This is a genomic window from Halorubrum rubrum, from assembly GCF_024494685.1.
In the GTDB taxonomy this organism is placed as follows: domain Archaea; phylum Halobacteriota; class Halobacteria; order Halobacteriales; family Haloferacaceae; genus Halorubrum; species Halorubrum rubrum.
Map to the genome: position 1 here is coordinate 64,049 of NZ_JANHDM010000005.1, position 14,821 is coordinate 78,869.

A 14,821-nucleotide genomic window follows, 5' to 3' on the forward strand; every position below is an offset into this window, starting at 1 on the left:
CGCCTACCGGCCGAGGTCCCGGAGGTCGTTGACGGCGACGCGGTCGGGAACCCGCTCGAGCGCCGTCTCCGCCCAGCCGTCGTGGCCGAGCGTGATCGCGGTCTCGGGGTTGGTCTCGGCGAGCCGGCGAACGCCCTCGGCGGCCGCGGCCTGAGCGGCGACGTCGACCCGCTCGGGGACCTCGGCGGTGAGCGGATACGTCTCCGAGAGCGCCCGCGGGAACGGACCGAACGGCGGCTTCACCCGCCACACCGCGTCGTGGTCGTGCGTCGAGGGCGGCTTCGACTCCGTGAGAAGCAGATCTTCGGGGGTCTCGAGGCGCGCGAGTCGGTCGTGGTGGCGGCCGACCTCCGGGCGGCGCGCGGCCTCGTGGGAGGTGTAGAAGAACGCGTCCTTCGAGACGGGGTCGGTCGCCTCCAACTGGTCGGCGTGATCGAGGAGGGCGCGGTAGCCGTCGAGCATCGCTGGATGGCCGCGGGCGCGTCGGTCGACGAGTTCCAGCAGGGTCCCCTCGCGGACGGCGGCTTTGATCCGGCGGATCTCCTCGAAGGTGACGTGGAGGTTGTGCTCGGCGAGCAGCCGCTCTGCCGTGTCGTCGTCGCCCGCGCGGAGGTCGGCGGGATCGTGTTCGGTACACACCGGACACGAACACGGGAAGTACGACAGCTCCTCGAGGTGATCGGTTCCCGACACCGTGAGGTAGCGCCCGTCGCGCGCCATCAGCGCGTAGGCGGCGGAGTCGAAGAGATCACAGCCCATGGCGACCGCGAGCGCGAGCATCATGGGATGGCCCGCGCCGAAGAGGTGGACCGGACAGTCCGGATCGAGCCCGCGCTTCGCGGCCGTGACCGCCTCGACGACGTCGGCGTAGCGGTAGGCGTTCATGAGCGGGACCATCGCGCCGACCGGGAACACGTCGAGGTCGGTCCCCGCCGCGTGGCGGCCGGCCGCCTCCCGGAGGTCCGGGTACGTCGATCCCTGGACGGGCGCGTTGACGAGCATCTCCCCGGTGTCGGCGGCCTCGGCGTCCGCGAGCGCCCGCTCCGTCGTCGCGAGTTCGCGTTCCGCGCGCTCGCGGTCGACGTCCGGCGGCGTCGGCACGTCGACGGGCGTCGCCACGTCGCTGCCGATCCGGCGCTGGAACTCGAGGATCTCGGCGGTCGTGACGTCGATGTCGCCGTACTCGGCCAGCTGGAACGATCCCGAGTCGGTCATGATCGCGCCGTCGAACCCGAGGAAGTCGTGAAGCCCCTCTTCGAGCACGCGGTCGCGGATCCGGTCGGTGCTCCGGATGATGTAGGAGTTCGTGATCAGCATCTCCGCGCCGAACTCGGTCCGGAGCCGCTCGGGCTCGACCGTGAGCACGTTGGGGTTGACGACGGGCAGGAGCGCCGGCGTCTCGACGGTGACGCCGGCGCTGGGGACCTCGAGCCGACCGATCCGCCCGGCGGCGTCGTGGTCCCGGATCTCGAAGTGGTCGCGCATACCCCGACTGCGGGTAGCCGGGCGGTAAGGGTTGCGTTCGGGCGAGAACGGCGAACGCGTCCGACGCGGCGGTCGCGTCCGCCGGCGATCTCACCTATGCCCGCTCCGCGCCGAACACGACCCGGACCGAGACGGTCACGTCGACGTCGCCGACCTCGATCCCGGTTCCGGGCGCACCGCCGGCGTCGTCGGCCTCGGCCGCGAGGGCCCTGGTCGCGTACGGGCTGGTCCGGACGTCCGTCGTCGAGACCGTGTAGACGCCGGTCACCTCGAGGTCGGCGTTGGCGGCGAGCGTGTCGGCCTCCGCGTGGGCGTTGTCCATCGCGTCGCCGAGCGCCTCCGACCGGAGCTCGTCCGCGCGCTCGTCGCTGAGTCCGAACCGGACCTGCTGGACGCTATCCGCGCCGGCGCCGACCGCGACGTCGATGACCTCGCCGACCGCGTCCACGTCGTCGACGCTCACGGCGTAGACGTGGACGCCGACGTACTCGCTGCGGTTCGCGTCCGGGCGCGTCTCGCGCGTCTGCCGGATGTCGTAGCGCTCGGTGCGGACGTCCTCCTCGCTCAGCCCCCAGTCGTAGAGGACGCTCCGGAGCGCGTCGTCGCTCTCGGCGAGGTCGCCGCGGACGGTCCCCGCGTCGTCCCCGGTCGACTCGACCGCGACCAGCACGGTCGCGCGGTCGGGCTCCGCGGACGCCTCGCCCTCCGCGGCCACCTCGATGGACCGCTCGAGGTCGTCGGTTTCCGTCGTCTCCGCCGATCCCGAATCGTCGGCCAGGGTTCCCGTTACGCCCGAACAGCCGGCCAGGAGGACGAGGAGCGCCACCCCGACCCCGGCGACGAGTCGCCTCTGTCGTGTCATACCGTCGAGGACGCCGGGAGAGGGCTATAACGTAGCGTAGACACAAAGAGCCGTTTGTCCGATCGCCTCCCGAACCGCCGCGGACCGCTCGTGGCCGCCCCCGCCCCGGAATCGCCCGTCGATCAGATTCCGGTGGGGTGGCTCACGTACGTCGTCTCCAGCCCCCACTCCTCGGCGAGCGACTGGAGGGACCGCACCCCGAACGTCTCCGTCGCGTAGTGGCCCGCGAGAAAGACCGTGAGCCCCGCCTCCCGCGCGTCGTGGTACACCTGCTGTTTTCCCTCGCCGGTGACGAGCGCGTCCGCGCCCGCCGCGGCCGCCTCGTCGAGCCAGTCGGCCCCGGAGCCGGTGACGACCGCGACCCGCTCGATCCGGTCCGGCCCGAACTCGAGGACGCGGGTCCCGTTCGTGCTCCCCTCGAACCCGTCGAGGCAGTCACGGATCGTCTCGGGCGGGAGCGGCTCGCCCGTCTCTCCGAGCGTCCCGATCGTGACCGGCCCGAGCGTCCCGAACGGCTCCCGATCGGCGAGCCCGAGCGCGTCGGCGACGCCGGCGGCGTTCCCCAGCTCCCGATGCCCGTCGAGCGGGAGGTGCGAGACGTACAACGCGAGGTCGCGCTCCGCGAGCGCGGCGATCCGGTCGTACGTCCGCCCGGTCACGTGGTCGATCCCGCCCCAGGAGATCCCGTGGTGGGTGACGAGGACGTCGGCCCCGGCGTCGGCCGCCGCCTCGATCGTCGCCGTCGCGGCGTCGACCGCGAACGCGACGCGCCCGACCGACCCCGTCTCGGGGCCGACCTGGAGGCCGTTCGCGCTGGCGTCGACGTCGGCGTACGCGTCGGTATCGAGCCGGCCGTCCATCCGGTCGACGAAGGTCCGAAGCTCCATGCGGATCCGTACGGGCCGCGAGGAAAAAGCGTTCCCGTCAGTCGTCGAGCTCCTCCGTCGCGGAGTCGGGGATCGCGTCGAACGGCGCGCCGGCGGGGGCCTCGACGTCCTCCTCGGACCCGCCGCCGGGCGTCTCCGGCGGCGCGTCGAACTCGGGGTCGAACAGCGCGAGCGCCGTCCGGATCGTCTCCCAGTCGTCCTCGCCGGCGGCGTCCCGAAGCGACCGGGTGGGGGCCGCGAGCAGCTGGCCGACCAACGCGTCAGCCATCGCCTCGACGGTCTCGCGCTGGTCGTCGGTCAGTCCGCCCTGTGCCTCGAGCTTCGTGATCGCGCGGTCGAGCTCGCGGGCCTTGACCCGGTCCGCGCCGGCGTACATCGCCGAGATGGCGTCGTCGGCGCGCTTGCGCTTGTACGACCGGAGGATCCGGTCGAGTTCCTCGTCGATGATCGACTCGACCTCGCGGGCCTCCGCCTTCCGCCGCTCGCGGGTCTCGCGGGTGACGTCCTCCAGGTCGTCGATGTCGTACACCGAGACGCCCGCGACGTCGCCCGTCTCCAGGTCGACGTCGCGCGGCTGGGCGATGTCGATACAGACGACCCGGTCCGCGCCCACGAAGGCCGTCGGACCGAGCACCGGCTCCGAACTGCCGGTCGCCGTTATCACGAGGTCCGCGTCGGGGACCACGGCGGCGAGGTCGCTCAGGTGGACGACCGACGAGTCGGTGTCGACCTCCTCGGCGACGTACCGCGCGTTCGGCACCGTCCGGTTCGCGACGACGATCTCCGAGACCGCCGTGGTGTCGAGCGTGCGGGCCGCGAGCGTGCCCATCTCGCCCGCCCCGACGACGACGGCGGTGCCGTCGGTCAGGTCGACCTCGCCGGCCGCGAGCCGGACCGCCGCGGAGCCGAGCGAGACGACCCCCTCGTTTATCGCCGTCTCCGTGCGGGCGCGCTCGCCGACGTGGAGCGCCTTGGTGACGGCGTCCTCCAGGACGGGGCCGATCCCGCCGGCCGACCGGGACTCCTCGTAGGCCTCCCGCATCTGGCCGATGATCTGATCCTCGCCGAGCACGAGCGACTCGAGCCCCGCGGCGACGCGCATCAGGTGTTCCAAGCTCCCCTCGTGGTCGAGCCGGCTGACCGCCGCGCCGCGGACGGACGGCGCGAACGACTCGAGCGCCTCCCGACCCTCGACCGTCCGGTCGGTGACGACGTACGCCTCCGAGCGGTTACACGTCCGGACGGCGAACGCCTCCTCGACCCCGTCGCGCGCGAGCAGGTCCGAGACGGTCGCTCGGACGCTCTCGCCTCCCGCGGCGCCGATCTCGTCGATCGTCGCGGACCCGTGGGCGACGCTCACACCCGTGATGGCACCCGGCTCCTTCATCGGTCGACGACCTCCTCGATCACGTTGTTTGCCTCGATTCGAGCCTTGGATCTCCCCTTTTGTAAACCCTTCCAAACCCCCTCGGATCGCACGACTCGACGGATCGCCTCCCGACGGGTTTCCGGGTCGACGCCCGCCTTCGAGAGCGCCTCGCGCAGCTCCCCGGAGAGTTCGGCCATCGCGCCCGCTCCCTCGATCTCCGAGCCGATCCGTTCGCGGAGCGCCCTCGAGAGCGCGGGGCTCCGCCCCCCCGTGGAGATCGCCACCCTGACCGGGCCGTCCGCGACGGTCGCCGGAACGACGACGCTCCCCGGATCGCGGCCGCCGGAGACGTCCGTGCGATTGACCAGGACCCCCGAGTCGAGCGCCGCCGCCTCCGCGGCCGCGTTCACCGCGGGATCGTCGGTCGAGGCGACCACGAGCGTGGGAGCGACGCGGTCGATCCACTCGGGGATCGACTCCGCCTGCGGGGCGGCACGGATCAGTTCGATCGACGAGCCGATCTCGGCCGCGACCTCGATCAGTCGGTCGTCGAACGCCGGACTGACGACGACGACGCGCGCCTCCTCGGCGAACCCGAGCGCCTTCCGTCTGCCGACCGCGCCACCGCCGACGACGAGGACGGTCTCCTCGGAGAGGTCGTGATACAGCGGGATCATGGATTGAGTGCCGTCTCCACGGGGGATCAGGCCGTGTTGCTGTCGGCGCGCTCCTCGATCCGGATCCCGGTCTTCTTCAGGATCCGGGTCGAGAACAGCGTGTCCCAGTCGTCGGGGCCGACGTCCCAGTGGTCGGCCATCGTCTCTTTCACCTCCGCGACCCGGCGCTCGCTCTCGGCCTCGGTCCGCCCGTGGGTCATCGCGAAGAAGTTGTACTCCCAGACGCCCGCGTGCCGGGGGCGCTGGTAGCAGTGGGTGACGAAGTCCAACTCCGCGACCGCGGGGCCGACCTCCGCTAAGACCTCCTCGGGCACGTCCCAGACGGTCATCCCGTTCTCCGTGTACCCGAGCGCGTAGTGGTTGGGGATGACGCCGACCCGGCGCACCTTCCCCTCGAGGCGGAAGCGCTCTATCGTCTCTACCACCCAGTCGACGTCGGCGTCGATGGCGGCCGCCACGTCCGCGTACGGCGTCTCCGTGATCGGCAGCCCGCCCTGGATCTCGACGACGAGGTCGCGCTCGGCGGGCGAGAGCGTCGAGCGACCGGACTGCTCGACGTCGGGAGCCAGATCCGAGAGGTCCACGTCGCCCTCGGCGACCGGCCCGTCGACGAGGAACCGCGCGCCGACGTGGAACTCCCGCAGCTTGGGGAGGTTGTACGTCTCCTGGCCGGTGGCCGCCTCGATCTCCGCGAGCACCTCCTCGACCCGGTCTCCACCGTCCTTGTCGGGGTCGGGGTGGTCGGCGACGCTCACGACGAACCACATGTTGAGGTGGGGGTGTTCCCGTTCGTAGTTATGCGCCACCGCGGTGAAGTCGTTGACCGTCTCCGCCACCTCCTCGTAGCGCTCCTCGGGCGCGTGCATCGCGACGAGCGAGGCCGCGCCGCCGATCTCCTCGGCGTTGACGAGCGCGCCGAACCGCGAGAGCACGCCGGACTCGTCGAGCTCCCGGACCCGCTCGCAGAGCTCGGAGCCGGTGACCGCCAACCCGCGTTCGCGAAGCGCGGCCGCGGCGGGCTCGAACGGGCGCACGGTCACGGGGAAGCCCCCTTGGAACGCGTTGATGATCGCCCGGTCGAGCGCCGTCAGATCCGCGTCGACCTCCTTCATACATAGGGCTCGGGGTCGCGAGAGAATAAGGGATCCGGCCGGCGCTCAGTCGTCGAGATCCCGAGCGATGTCCGAAAGCGAGGATCGGGGGCCGCGGTCCGCGTCGTAGACCGCTCGCGTGCCGGGGATCCGGAGGCCGTACAGGTCGCCGGGAACCACGACGTCGAGGACGACGCTCTCGCCCGGTTCCCGGTCGTTGGCGTCGAGCCACTCGGCGAGCCGGTTCTCGCCCTCGCCGGGCTCGCGCGCGAGCCGCCGGTTGTCGGACGCGCTCCGGAGCAGCCGCCCCGTGGCGTCCGCGAGAACGCGCGCGTGGTACTCCTCGCGGTCGATGACGACCCTGACCAGGTCCCCGTCCGCGAGCGAGAGCGACGCGCAGGAGCCGGACTCGACGCGACCCGACAGGTCGGCGTCGTCGGGGAGCCGGACGCAGGGTCTGCGGGTGCCGCCGCTGCGGGCGAGCGTGACGCGGACGGACGCGACGCTCTCGTCGTCGGAGGGAACGCGTGGCATTGAAGGGGGACTACTCGTCGTCCTCGAACGCGGCGGCGACGTCGCCCTCGCCGTCGACGACGGAGACGTTGATCTGGGCCACGTCGTCGGCGATCTCGCGACCGCGGACGGTGATCCGTCTGCGCTCGCCCTCGCGAGACGGCTTGAACCCGACGCCGCCCTCCAAGAGCAGCTCCTTCAGGCGCGTTCCGGAGACGTCCTCGCGCATCGGTCGGCCCGTCTCGTCCGAGCCGCCGGTGATCTCGACGGTGTGGTCCGGGAGCCCGACGGCGTCCCCGCCGATCTCGTCGCCCACGTCTCGACCGAGGAATCGGTTCGCGTCCTGTCCGTCGACCTCTCGCTGGAACGTCTCGCCGGTCTCGGGGTCGGCGACGACGACTTTGAATTCGGCCATGCGCGGACCGAGACGCCCGCGAATAAAAAGCACGTCGAAAGCCCGACACGCCGAGAGCACGGGGAACGACCGCCTCGCTGTCGCCGCCGCCGACCTCGTCGAGGCCACGTCCGCCCACGTCGACACCGCCGGAGTCCTCACCGGATCACCACGGCTCGGGACCCACGCGTTCGACCCGCCGAGGGTCGCCGTCGCTCCGCTCGACGAGTGCGTTCTCGACGGCCCGCGCGACCCGTCTCCCGTCGCTCGGCCCTCCGGCTTCCGCGACGCTCCCGATCGACTCCGGCTCGAACGGAACGCCGAGCGCGTCGTACACCGGTTCGAGGGCGGTCGTCGACGCCGCCGCGTCGGACCGCGAAACCACGAGACAGCCCGCGACGAGCGCGGCGTCGGCGCGGACTCGCTGGGCGATCCCCGCGAGCTTTCCGCCCGCCGACGTTCCGCCGACGCGAAGGGAGTGGTCTCCCGGACAGAAGGCGTCCGGCGGCTCGCCGTGCGAGACCGTGCCCCCGGTCCCCTCGAGCGCCGATCGCACCGCGCCGGCGACCGTCGCGTGCCGCTCGTCGATGCTCCCGCGGTTCCCGTCGAGCGGGATCGAGACCGCGAATGCGAGGGTTTCCCCGGAGTACGCGACCGCCCTGCCGCCGACGTCGCGCTCGAACGGGGTGAACCCGACCGTTTGGGCGGCCCGGCGAGCCCGGTCGTATCCAGGCTCCCGTGCGTCGCGCCGGCCGAACGCGACCTGCCGGGGAGGCGCCCAGACCCGAACGCCGGGGAGACCGTCGGCCGCGGCTGCGAGAAGCCGAGCCGTGTGCTCGCGGTCGGCCCGAACGGTCGGACTCCGTCCACGAAGTATCCGCATGGGACTCGTGAGGCGACGGACCGACAAACCGCTTGCGTCCGGAGACGGTCGCTGCGGAGAATGGCGCAAAGGTTTTGCCGGTCCTGCGGTTCGTTCCGGTATCGATGAGCGACCCGTCCGCGCTGCCGGTCCAGGCGTACCTCCTCGCCTGTCTGCTCGCCGGAGCCGTCGGGCTCCTTCTCGGACGGGTCGCGTGGCGGGATCGCGCCGAGCCGGGCGGACTCGAGGTCTCGCTTTATTTGGGCTGTGCCGGCGTCGTCGTCGTTCTGTACGCGATCAGAGTTGCGAGCCCGGATCCGCTGGTGATGATCGGGGCGCTCCAGACCGCGACGCCCTTCCTCGCCGCGATGCCCGTGCTCTGGATCGCCTTCGCGTTCGCGTACGCCGGCCGCGACGAGTGGCGGACCGAGCGCCGGCTGGTCGGGCTCGCGACGCCCGCCTTCCTCTGGATTCTCCTGGCGTGGTCGAGCCGGACGCACGGGCTGGCGCGACTCTCCTTCGAACCGGTCGTCGAGGGGCCGTTCACGCTCGTGGAGACCGGGCTCGGTCCGGCGGGGATCGCCTTCGTCCTCTACGCGTACGGGTTGTACGTCGCCGGAATCTTGGTGATCGTCGACCTCTACAGACGGACCGGGAACCGCTACCGGCTCCAGACGTTCGTCGCCCTCCTCGGAACCCTGTTCCCGCTTCTGGCCGGGGTCGTGACGGTCCTCGACTTCGGGAGCTACCCGACGGTCGACTGGACCCCTGCGGCGTTCGTCGTCCACGGCGTGTTCCTGTACGGCGTGGTGTTCTGGCTCGGAACTCTCGACGCCGCGGTGGTCGCGCGAGACACGGCGGTCGAGGTGATGCAGGACCCCGTGATCGTGACCGGATCCGACGGACGGATCCGCGATCTCAACCCCGCAGCGGAGGGGATCCTTCCGGACGACGCCGTCGGAGAGTCGTTGTCGTCGGCGTTTCCCGGCCTGGTGTCCGGAGACGAACACCCGATCGCCATCGACGACCGCCAGTTCGACATCCAGGAGGATCCGATCACTGATCCGCACGGGACGGACCGCGGTCACGTCTTCCTCCTTCGGGACGTGACCGAACGGGAGCGTCGGCAGGCGGCGCTGGAGCGCCGAGAGAGGCAGCTCGAACGCCAGAACGAGCGGCTCGAGGACTTCGCGGGCGTCGTCAGCCACGACCTCCGGAACCCTCTCGCGGCCGCGACCGCTGCCGTCGAGCTGGCGCGTCACGGCGACGACGGCGACGACGCGTTGGAGCGGGCCGCGGACGCCCACGAGCGGATGGACGAACTGATCGAGGGGCTCCTCTCGCTTGCCACCGCCGGACGGACGGTCGACGCGGTCGAACCGGTTTCGATCGACGCGACGGTTCGGACCGTCTGGTCGCGACTCGAGACCGGTTCGGCGACCCTGGTCGTCGAGGACGCCGACGAGACGGTGCTGGCCGACGGTGATCGGCTCCGACAGCTCGTCGGCAATCTGTTTCGCAACGCGGTGGAGCACACGGGCGAGAACGTGACCGTTCGTGTTCGAACGGAACGGACCGACGACGGCGTCACGCTCCGGATAGCCGACGACGGTCCGGGGATCCCGTCCGACGAACGTCACCGCGTCTTCGAACGCGGCGTCTCGCTCGCCGACGGCACGGGCCTCGGGCTGGCGATCGTCGGCGACATCGCCGACGCGCACGGCTGGTCCGTTCGGGTCGTCGACGAGGCGGTCGGCGGCGCGTGCTTCGCGATCGACGGGATCGAGGTCGTCTCGGAGTGACCGCGCCGGTCCGACTTCCCGTCGGGATCCTCTCCCGATACCGTCGGTTCTCGCGGTTCAACTCCCCGTACCCCGCACACGACGCGGGACGCGCGATAGACCTCTATCCGCCAGGCGAGGACGGCGTCTCACCCGTCACCGGCGTCGTCCGGGAGACGCACACCGTCGGCTGTCCGGACCGGTCGTACGCCGCGTCCGAGGACCACCTGATCGTCGTCGACCTCGACGACGAGTGGTGTCGGCGGACCGGAACGGAACCGGGCACGATCGCGCGGATCCTCCACGTGATCCCGAGCGTGGAACCGGGCGATCGGGTCGACGTCGGTGACTCCCTCGGGCCGATGACGCGTTCCGGCTTCTTCGGCCGGTGGGTCGACGACCACGTTCACCTCGGGTTTCGCGCGCCGGGGACGGACGTGCTCCGTGCGAGCGGGTCGCTCCCAGTCGACGTGGACGTGAGCGTCGCGGGCGTTTCCTGGAACGGTACCGGAACAGTCCTCACGCGCGGGCCGAGTCACGTCGTTCTGGACGCACCGACACATCCGGATCCGGGCGAACGCTTCGCGGCGATCGCGAGCGACGACGGCGTTCCGTTGGACGGTGGGCTCGCCCACTATGCGGGCGGCGGCGGGTTCGCCGACGTCGACCTCGGTCGGACCGTTTCCTTGTGGGGAACGCGCGTCGGCGTCGCCACCGATCGAGGGATCGAATGGGAGCCGATCGACGTGACCGCGAACGGGGAACGCGTCACCGGGCTGTCGCTGTTCGCGGCCCGCGACGGCGACTACGGCGCGAAGGTGATCCGTCCGGACCACGAGTTCGCGGTCGGCGACCGCGTCTCGGTCGACGTCGTGCCGAGCGACGACCCGATCCGTCTCGGCGTCGGGTAAGAGCTGGGAGCCGGAACCGGAACGCGGGTTCGGCGGATCCTGTTCGACGGATCGCGTTCAGTGGGCACGTACCGCGCTTTTCCGGGGAGGCGGTTGGGCGAACAGCCGGCGCTCGCGGTCGTGCTCCGCGGCGGTGCGCCGGGCTCCCGCCTCGGCCGCCGCGGACGGCTCGTCAGGTCACGGGGGGTCTGCCGCGGGATCGGGTATGAACCGACGGGTCGTTCGCGCGGATCCCCTGGATACAAACGGGTCGGCGGCGACGCCTGGGTATGGACGAAGAGGCCGTCTCGGAGATGGAGCCGCTTCCCGCGGAGGCGGTGTCGCTCATCGAACGTCGGATCGAGGAGGAGCACGGGTACCTCTCGTGGCTCAACACCTCGGTCGACGTCGTCGAACGCGGGCGGATGGTGCTGTCGATCCCGTTCGACCGGAAGCTGACGAACGCCGACGGGCGGACGATCCACGGCGGCGTCGCGGCGACGCTGATCGACACCGCGGGCGGGCTCGCCCAACGGACCGTCTTCGAGGACCCGCTCTCGGGCGGCGTGGCGACCGTGAATCTCAACACGAACTACCTCCGGCCGGCGAACGGCGACCTCGAGGCGGAGGCGACGGTGGTACGCTCGGGCGGCTCCATCGGCGTCAGCGAGATGTCGGTGACGAGCACGACCGAGAACGGTTCCTCGGAGGTCGTCGTCGGGCAGGGTTCGTTCCGGCTCTTCCGGTGAACGTTTCGACGACGTCGACACACACCGACACCCCTTAGTCGAGGGGCCACGACACGTGAATTCGAGGTGGGATGGCAGAGTGGCCCATTGCGCCGGTCTTGAAAACCGGTAGCCTCACGGCTTCCTGGGTTCGAATCCCAGTCCCACCGTGAGCGCGCGACGCAATTCGCGCCGCGCGCGGCTCGTGATGTGGATCCGAATCGGAGAGCGCGCGGCACGCTTCACGTCGTGCCGCTTCGCCACCCACTACGTAACCGATAATGGTTTCATTCTGTCCTCGTAACGGTCGGCTCGCAGGCGTCGGTCGAGCGAGCTTTTCGGCCTGAACCGCGAACGTACCGCTCTCGTTCGTCGATGTCCGGTAACACTCGCGTCCGGTGACGTGTGGTATCAGGTGACGCATTATCTTTAACAGGTTTCCTGTCCATGTTGGAGACAGGTGATACAAGCATGAGCTACGAACTCGATCCGCTTCCGTACGATTACGACGCGCTGGAACCGCACATCTCCGAGCAGGTGCTCGAATGGCACCACGACACCCACCACCAGGGCTACGTAAACGGCTGGAACTCGGCCGAAGAGACGCTCGAAGCCAACCGGGAGGAGGGCGACTTCTCCTCGTCGGGCGGCGCGATCCGAAACGTGACCCACAACTCTTCGGGTCACATCCTCCACGACCTGTTCTGGCAGAACATGTCGCCGGAGGGCGGCGACGAGCCCGAGGGAGACCTCGCCGACCGCATCGAGGAGGACTTCGGCTCGTACGAGGCCTGGAAGGGTGAGTTCGAGGCGGCGGCCTCCGCGGCGAGCGGCTGGGCGCTTCTCGTGTACGACACGTTCTCGAACCAGCTCCGCAACGTCGTGGTCGACAAACACGACCAGGGAGCGATCTGGGGCGGTCACCCGATCCTCGCGCTGGACGTCTGGGAGCACTCCTACTACCACGACTACGGCCCGGCCCGCGGCGAGTTCGTCGACAACTTCTTCCAGGTCGTCGACTGGGAGGAGCCGTCCGCTCGCTACGAGCAGGCCGTCGAGCTGTTCGAGTAATCCGACAGCCGGAACGCGAACCCCGCACGTCGAACCCCGACGTTTTTTCCACCGACGCACCCGCCAGCGACGGCCGTGCCGGGTCTCGTCGATCGCGTCGAACATCGCCAGCGTTTACGCAACCGAACGCGTAGCCGACGGACATGCCGAGACCGAAATCCGCCTTCGAGGAGACGTTCCCGTGCGATTTCTACGAGCCGGCAGAACTGTTCCAGCCGGACCTGTTGTACACGATCCCGGAGATCGGGCGACTGCTCCAGGGGCTCGAGCCCGACGCCGAGATAGACGCCGACACCGAGGCCGTGCTGATCGACTGGGCGATCCCGTGGGTGATGGTCCACGCCGGCGACATGGTCGTCGCCGAGCCGCCGACCGACGATAGCCCCGGCTACTACGGGCTCGCGGAGGACGCCGACGAGTAGTGAGCGCGAACGCAGCCGGCGGGGATCCGCCGGTCCTGCTCGTCGCCGGCGGCGCGGAGTGCCTCGCGGCCGTTCGCCGCCCGAGGACTCCCTACGGTCGCCCTCTCCTCGCCTGACTCGCGCGGTCTCGCTGCGTTCGAAAGGTGCAAAGCGCCTTTCGTGCTGTCGTCAGAACGCGTCGCGTTCCGTCTGCTAACCGGAACGCGAGGCGTTCCGGTGATGTGGCCGGAACCCGCAGGATCTGGCTGCCAGCCGGGAGCCGGAGACGTCCGGAATGAGGAGACGCCGCCGTCTCGAACCACGGTCCTCAGTCGGTCGCTCCGGTCACCCCTTGCGATCCCTGCCGTGCCGTGCTCCGCTCTCGAAACTGCCCGCTGCGTCCCGCCCGACCGCAGCCGCCCCGCACCTCGCCGGAGGGTCTCGGTCCGTCGGTCGCAACGATCTCTGCCGGAAGACGTAGCCCCATGTACGGCACCCCCTTCCAGGAGAGTATCCGTGGTCTCGACGCCGTCGATAGCGGGCAGCGATTCGGGGATCGTCCGGGAGCGTCCCTTCCAGCTGTTGCTCCTCATCAACGTTCTCCCGCCGCTCGGGACCGCGCTGCTCTCGCCGGTGCTCGGATCGCTCGTCGAGCCGCTCGGTGCGTCCGCGGCCAACGTCGGGCTGTTGATGTCGGCGTTCACCGGTCCGGCCGTGATCGTCATCCCCATCGCCGGGGTGATCGCGGACCGGTACGGCCGGCGGCCGGTCCTCATCTTCGGGCTGATGTGGTTCGGGCTGACCGGGACCGCGATCGCGTTCGTCTCGACCTTTTACGCGGCACTCGCCCTCCGGCTCCTCCAGGGGATCGGCTTCGCCGCGCTCACGCCGATCATCATCACGAGCCTCGGCGACCTCTACACGGGGACGAAGGAGGCGACCGCCCAGGGGCTCCGGTTCACCGGGTCGGGACTCTCACAGACCGTCTTCCCGCTCATCGCGGGCGTCCTCGTCGGGTTCGCGTGGCAGTACCCGTTCCTCCTGTACGCGATCGCGTTCCCGATCGCCGCGGTCGTCTACCTCCGGTTCGAGGAGCCGATGGACGAGGAGGCCGCGAACGGGTCGGACGAGGACCTCCGGACGCAGCTCGGTGACCTCCGAACCCTCGTCGCCCACCGGCGCGCGTGGACGATCGTGCTCGCCCGCGGGACCGCGAACCTGGCGTGGTTCGGCTTCCTCACCTACAACTCGATCGTCGTCGTCGACGTCCTCGGCGGGACGCCCGCGCAGGCCGGGCTCCTCGCGGCGCTCGCGAGTCTCACGTACGCGTTGGCGGCGACTCAGACCGGGCGCATCTCGGCCGTCTTCGACGACCGGCTCTACCCGCTGATCGCGGCGAACGTCTCGATAGGCGTGGGACTCGGGCTCGTCTTCCTCGCGACGGCGCTGCCGATCGCGGCCCTCGGGGTGGTCCTGATGGGGGCCGGCTTCGGGCTCGTGTTGTCGATCTATCGGAGCATCGTCACGGACCTCGCGCCCACGGCGCTTCGCGGCGGGCTCGTGAGCCTGAGCGAGGGGACCGGTCGCGCGAGCGCGACGCTGACACCGATCCTGATGGGCGGGGCCATCGCGGTCGCGAGCGCGCGGATCGAGTTCGTTCCCGCCGTCCGGCTCGTGGGCGTCGCGACCGGCGTCGTCGGCGCGGTCGTCGGGATCGGCTGTCTGGTGTTGATGAGCCGAGCGCCGCCGATCCGGATGGACGGCTGAGTTCCCCGCCGCGACCGCGGATACTTTGTTTCCCCACGTCGAC

15 protein-coding genes and 1 tRNA gene are annotated in these 14,821 nt (G+C 70.5%); 7 read left to right on the forward strand and 9 right to left on the reverse strand.

Going from position 1 to position 14,821, the window contains the following annotated elements:
• Positions 1 to 3 precede the first annotated feature (3 nt).
• From tgtA to NO889_RS07085, 9 genes are all read right to left on the reverse strand, one after another.
• Complete coding sequence (tgtA, locus tag NO889_RS07045; protein ID WP_256411583.1) at positions 4 to 1,485, reverse strand: tRNA guanosine(15) transglycosylase TgtA; 1,482 nt, start codon at positions 1,483 to 1,485, stop codon at positions 4 to 6.
• Positions 1,486 to 1,579: 94 nt separating this feature from the next.
• Positions 1,580 to 2,347 (reverse strand): SIMPL domain-containing protein, encoded by a 768-nt coding sequence (locus tag NO889_RS07050; protein ID WP_256411584.1) that lies wholly within the window; start codon positions 2,345 to 2,347, stop codon positions 1,580 to 1,582.
• A 122-nt stretch (positions 2,348 to 2,469) separates the two neighbouring features.
• Positions 2,470 to 3,234, reverse strand: a complete 765-nt coding sequence (locus tag NO889_RS07055; RefSeq protein WP_256411585.1) for a Nif3-like dinuclear metal center hexameric protein — start codon at positions 3,232 to 3,234, stop codon at positions 2,470 to 2,472.
• Between the two features lie 37 nt (positions 3,235 to 3,271).
• Positions 3,272 to 4,621 carry a glutamyl-tRNA reductase gene (gene hemA / locus NO889_RS07060; RefSeq protein ID WP_256411586.1) on the reverse strand — a complete coding sequence of 450 codons (1,350 nt, stop codon included), beginning with the start codon at positions 4,619 to 4,621 and terminating at the stop codon, positions 3,272 to 3,274.
• The gene (locus NO889_RS07065) at positions 4,618 to 5,280 is read right to left on the reverse strand and encodes a precorrin-2 dehydrogenase/sirohydrochlorin ferrochelatase family protein (RefSeq protein ID WP_256411587.1); all 663 of its coding nucleotides are present in this window, start codon (positions 5,278 to 5,280) and stop codon (positions 4,618 to 4,620) included. Before NO889_RS07065 ends, hemA begins: the two co-directional genes overlap by 4 nt.
• A gap of 26 nt (positions 5,281 to 5,306) precedes the next feature.
• Positions 5,307 to 6,392, reverse strand: a complete 1,086-nt coding sequence (gene ahbB / locus NO889_RS07070) for a siroheme decarboxylase subunit beta (RefSeq protein ID WP_256411588.1) — start codon at positions 6,390 to 6,392, stop codon at positions 5,307 to 5,309.
• A 45-nt stretch (positions 6,393 to 6,437) separates the two neighbouring features.
• Entirely contained in the window at positions 6,438 to 6,905 is a 468-nt protein-coding gene (locus tag NO889_RS07075) for a DUF7112 family protein (protein WP_256411589.1), read from the reverse strand.
• 10 nt (positions 6,906 to 6,915) lie between these two features.
• Positions 6,916 to 7,299 carry a 30S ribosomal protein S6e gene (locus NO889_RS07080; RefSeq protein WP_256411590.1) on the reverse strand — a complete coding sequence of 128 codons (384 nt, stop codon included), beginning with the start codon at positions 7,297 to 7,299 and terminating at the stop codon, positions 6,916 to 6,918.
• A 145-nt stretch (positions 7,300 to 7,444) separates the two neighbouring features.
• Positions 7,445 to 8,161 (reverse strand): lipoyl protein ligase domain-containing protein, encoded by a 717-nt coding sequence (locus NO889_RS07085; RefSeq protein WP_256411591.1) that lies wholly within the window; start codon positions 8,159 to 8,161, stop codon positions 7,445 to 7,447.
• A gap of 104 nt (positions 8,162 to 8,265) precedes the next feature.
• Here NO889_RS07085 and NO889_RS07090 point away from each other — a divergent pair, with 104 nt between their 5' ends.
• From NO889_RS07090 to NO889_RS07120, 7 genes are all read left to right on the forward strand, one after another.
• Entirely contained in the window at positions 8,266 to 9,942 is a 1,677-nt protein-coding gene (locus NO889_RS07090; protein ID WP_256411592.1) for a sensor histidine kinase, read from the forward strand.
• Positions 9,939 to 10,832 (forward strand): DUF8155 domain-containing protein, encoded by an 894-nt coding sequence (locus NO889_RS07095; RefSeq protein ID WP_256411593.1) that lies wholly within the window; start codon positions 9,939 to 9,941, stop codon positions 10,830 to 10,832. The genes NO889_RS07090 and NO889_RS07095 overlap by 4 nt, the downstream gene beginning before the upstream one ends.
• 269 nt (positions 10,833 to 11,101) lie before the next feature.
• A complete protein-coding gene (locus tag NO889_RS07100; protein ID WP_256411594.1) occupies positions 11,102 to 11,560 on the forward strand; it encodes a PaaI family thioesterase in 459 nt (152 codons plus the stop codon).
• A gap of 65 nt (positions 11,561 to 11,625) precedes the next feature.
• A tRNA-Ser gene (locus NO889_RS07105) sits at positions 11,626 to 11,709 on the forward strand.
• A 301-nt stretch (positions 11,710 to 12,010) separates the two neighbouring features.
• Positions 12,011 to 12,610: a superoxide dismutase gene (gene sod / locus NO889_RS07110; protein WP_256411595.1), complete on the forward strand. Its 600-nt coding sequence runs from the start codon at positions 12,011 to 12,013 to the stop codon at positions 12,608 to 12,610.
• A gap of 143 nt (positions 12,611 to 12,753) precedes the next feature.
• On the forward strand, positions 12,754 to 13,032 hold the full coding sequence (locus tag NO889_RS07115; protein ID WP_256411596.1) for a DUF5827 family protein: 279 nt from the start codon (positions 12,754 to 12,756) through the stop codon (positions 13,030 to 13,032).
• A gap of 495 nt (positions 13,033 to 13,527) precedes the next feature.
• Complete coding sequence (locus NO889_RS07120) at positions 13,528 to 14,778, forward strand: MFS transporter (RefSeq protein ID WP_256411597.1); 1,251 nt, start codon at positions 13,528 to 13,530, stop codon at positions 14,776 to 14,778.
• Positions 14,779 to 14,821: the final 43 nt, after the last annotated feature.

Bases quoted from the DNA above. Each gene is read 5' to 3' on its own strand.
- tgtA (WP_256411583.1), bottom strand. From the start codon at position 1,485: ATGCGCGACCACTTCGAGATCCGGGACCACGACGCCGCCGGGCGGATC.
- hemA (WP_256411586.1), bottom strand. From the start codon at position 4,621: ATGAAGGAGCCGGGTGCCATCACGGGTGTGAGCGTCGCCCACGGGTCC.
- NO889_RS07090 (WP_256411592.1), top strand. From the start codon at position 8,266: ATGAGCGACCCGTCCGCGCTGCCGGTCCAGGCGTACCTCCTCGCCTGT.
- NO889_RS07065 (WP_256411587.1), bottom strand. From the start codon at position 5,280: ATGATCCCGCTGTATCACGACCTCTCCGAGGAGACCGTCCTCGTCGTC.
- NO889_RS07080 (WP_256411590.1), bottom strand. From the start codon at position 7,299: ATGGCCGAATTCAAAGTCGTCGTCGCCGACCCCGAGACCGGCGAGACG.
- NO889_RS07055 (WP_256411585.1), bottom strand. From the start codon at position 3,234: ATGGAGCTTCGGACCTTCGTCGACCGGATGGACGGCCGGCTCGATACC.
- ahbB (WP_256411588.1), bottom strand. From the start codon at position 6,392: ATGAAGGAGGTCGACGCGGATCTGACGGCGCTCGACCGGGCGATCATC.
- sod (WP_256411595.1), top strand. From the start codon at position 12,011: ATGAGCTACGAACTCGATCCGCTTCCGTACGATTACGACGCGCTGGAA.
- NO889_RS07050 (WP_256411584.1), bottom strand. From the start codon at position 2,347: ATGACACGACAGAGGCGACTCGTCGCCGGGGTCGGGGTGGCGCTCCTC.
- NO889_RS07100 (WP_256411594.1), top strand. From the start codon at position 11,102: ATGGACGAAGAGGCCGTCTCGGAGATGGAGCCGCTTCCCGCGGAGGCG.
- NO889_RS07075 (WP_256411589.1), bottom strand. From the start codon at position 6,905: ATGCCACGCGTTCCCTCCGACGACGAGAGCGTCGCGTCCGTCCGCGTC.
- NO889_RS07085 (WP_256411591.1), bottom strand. From the start codon at position 8,161: ATGCGGATACTTCGTGGACGGAGTCCGACCGTTCGGGCCGACCGCGAG.
- NO889_RS07115 (WP_256411596.1), top strand. From the start codon at position 12,754: ATGCCGAGACCGAAATCCGCCTTCGAGGAGACGTTCCCGTGCGATTTC.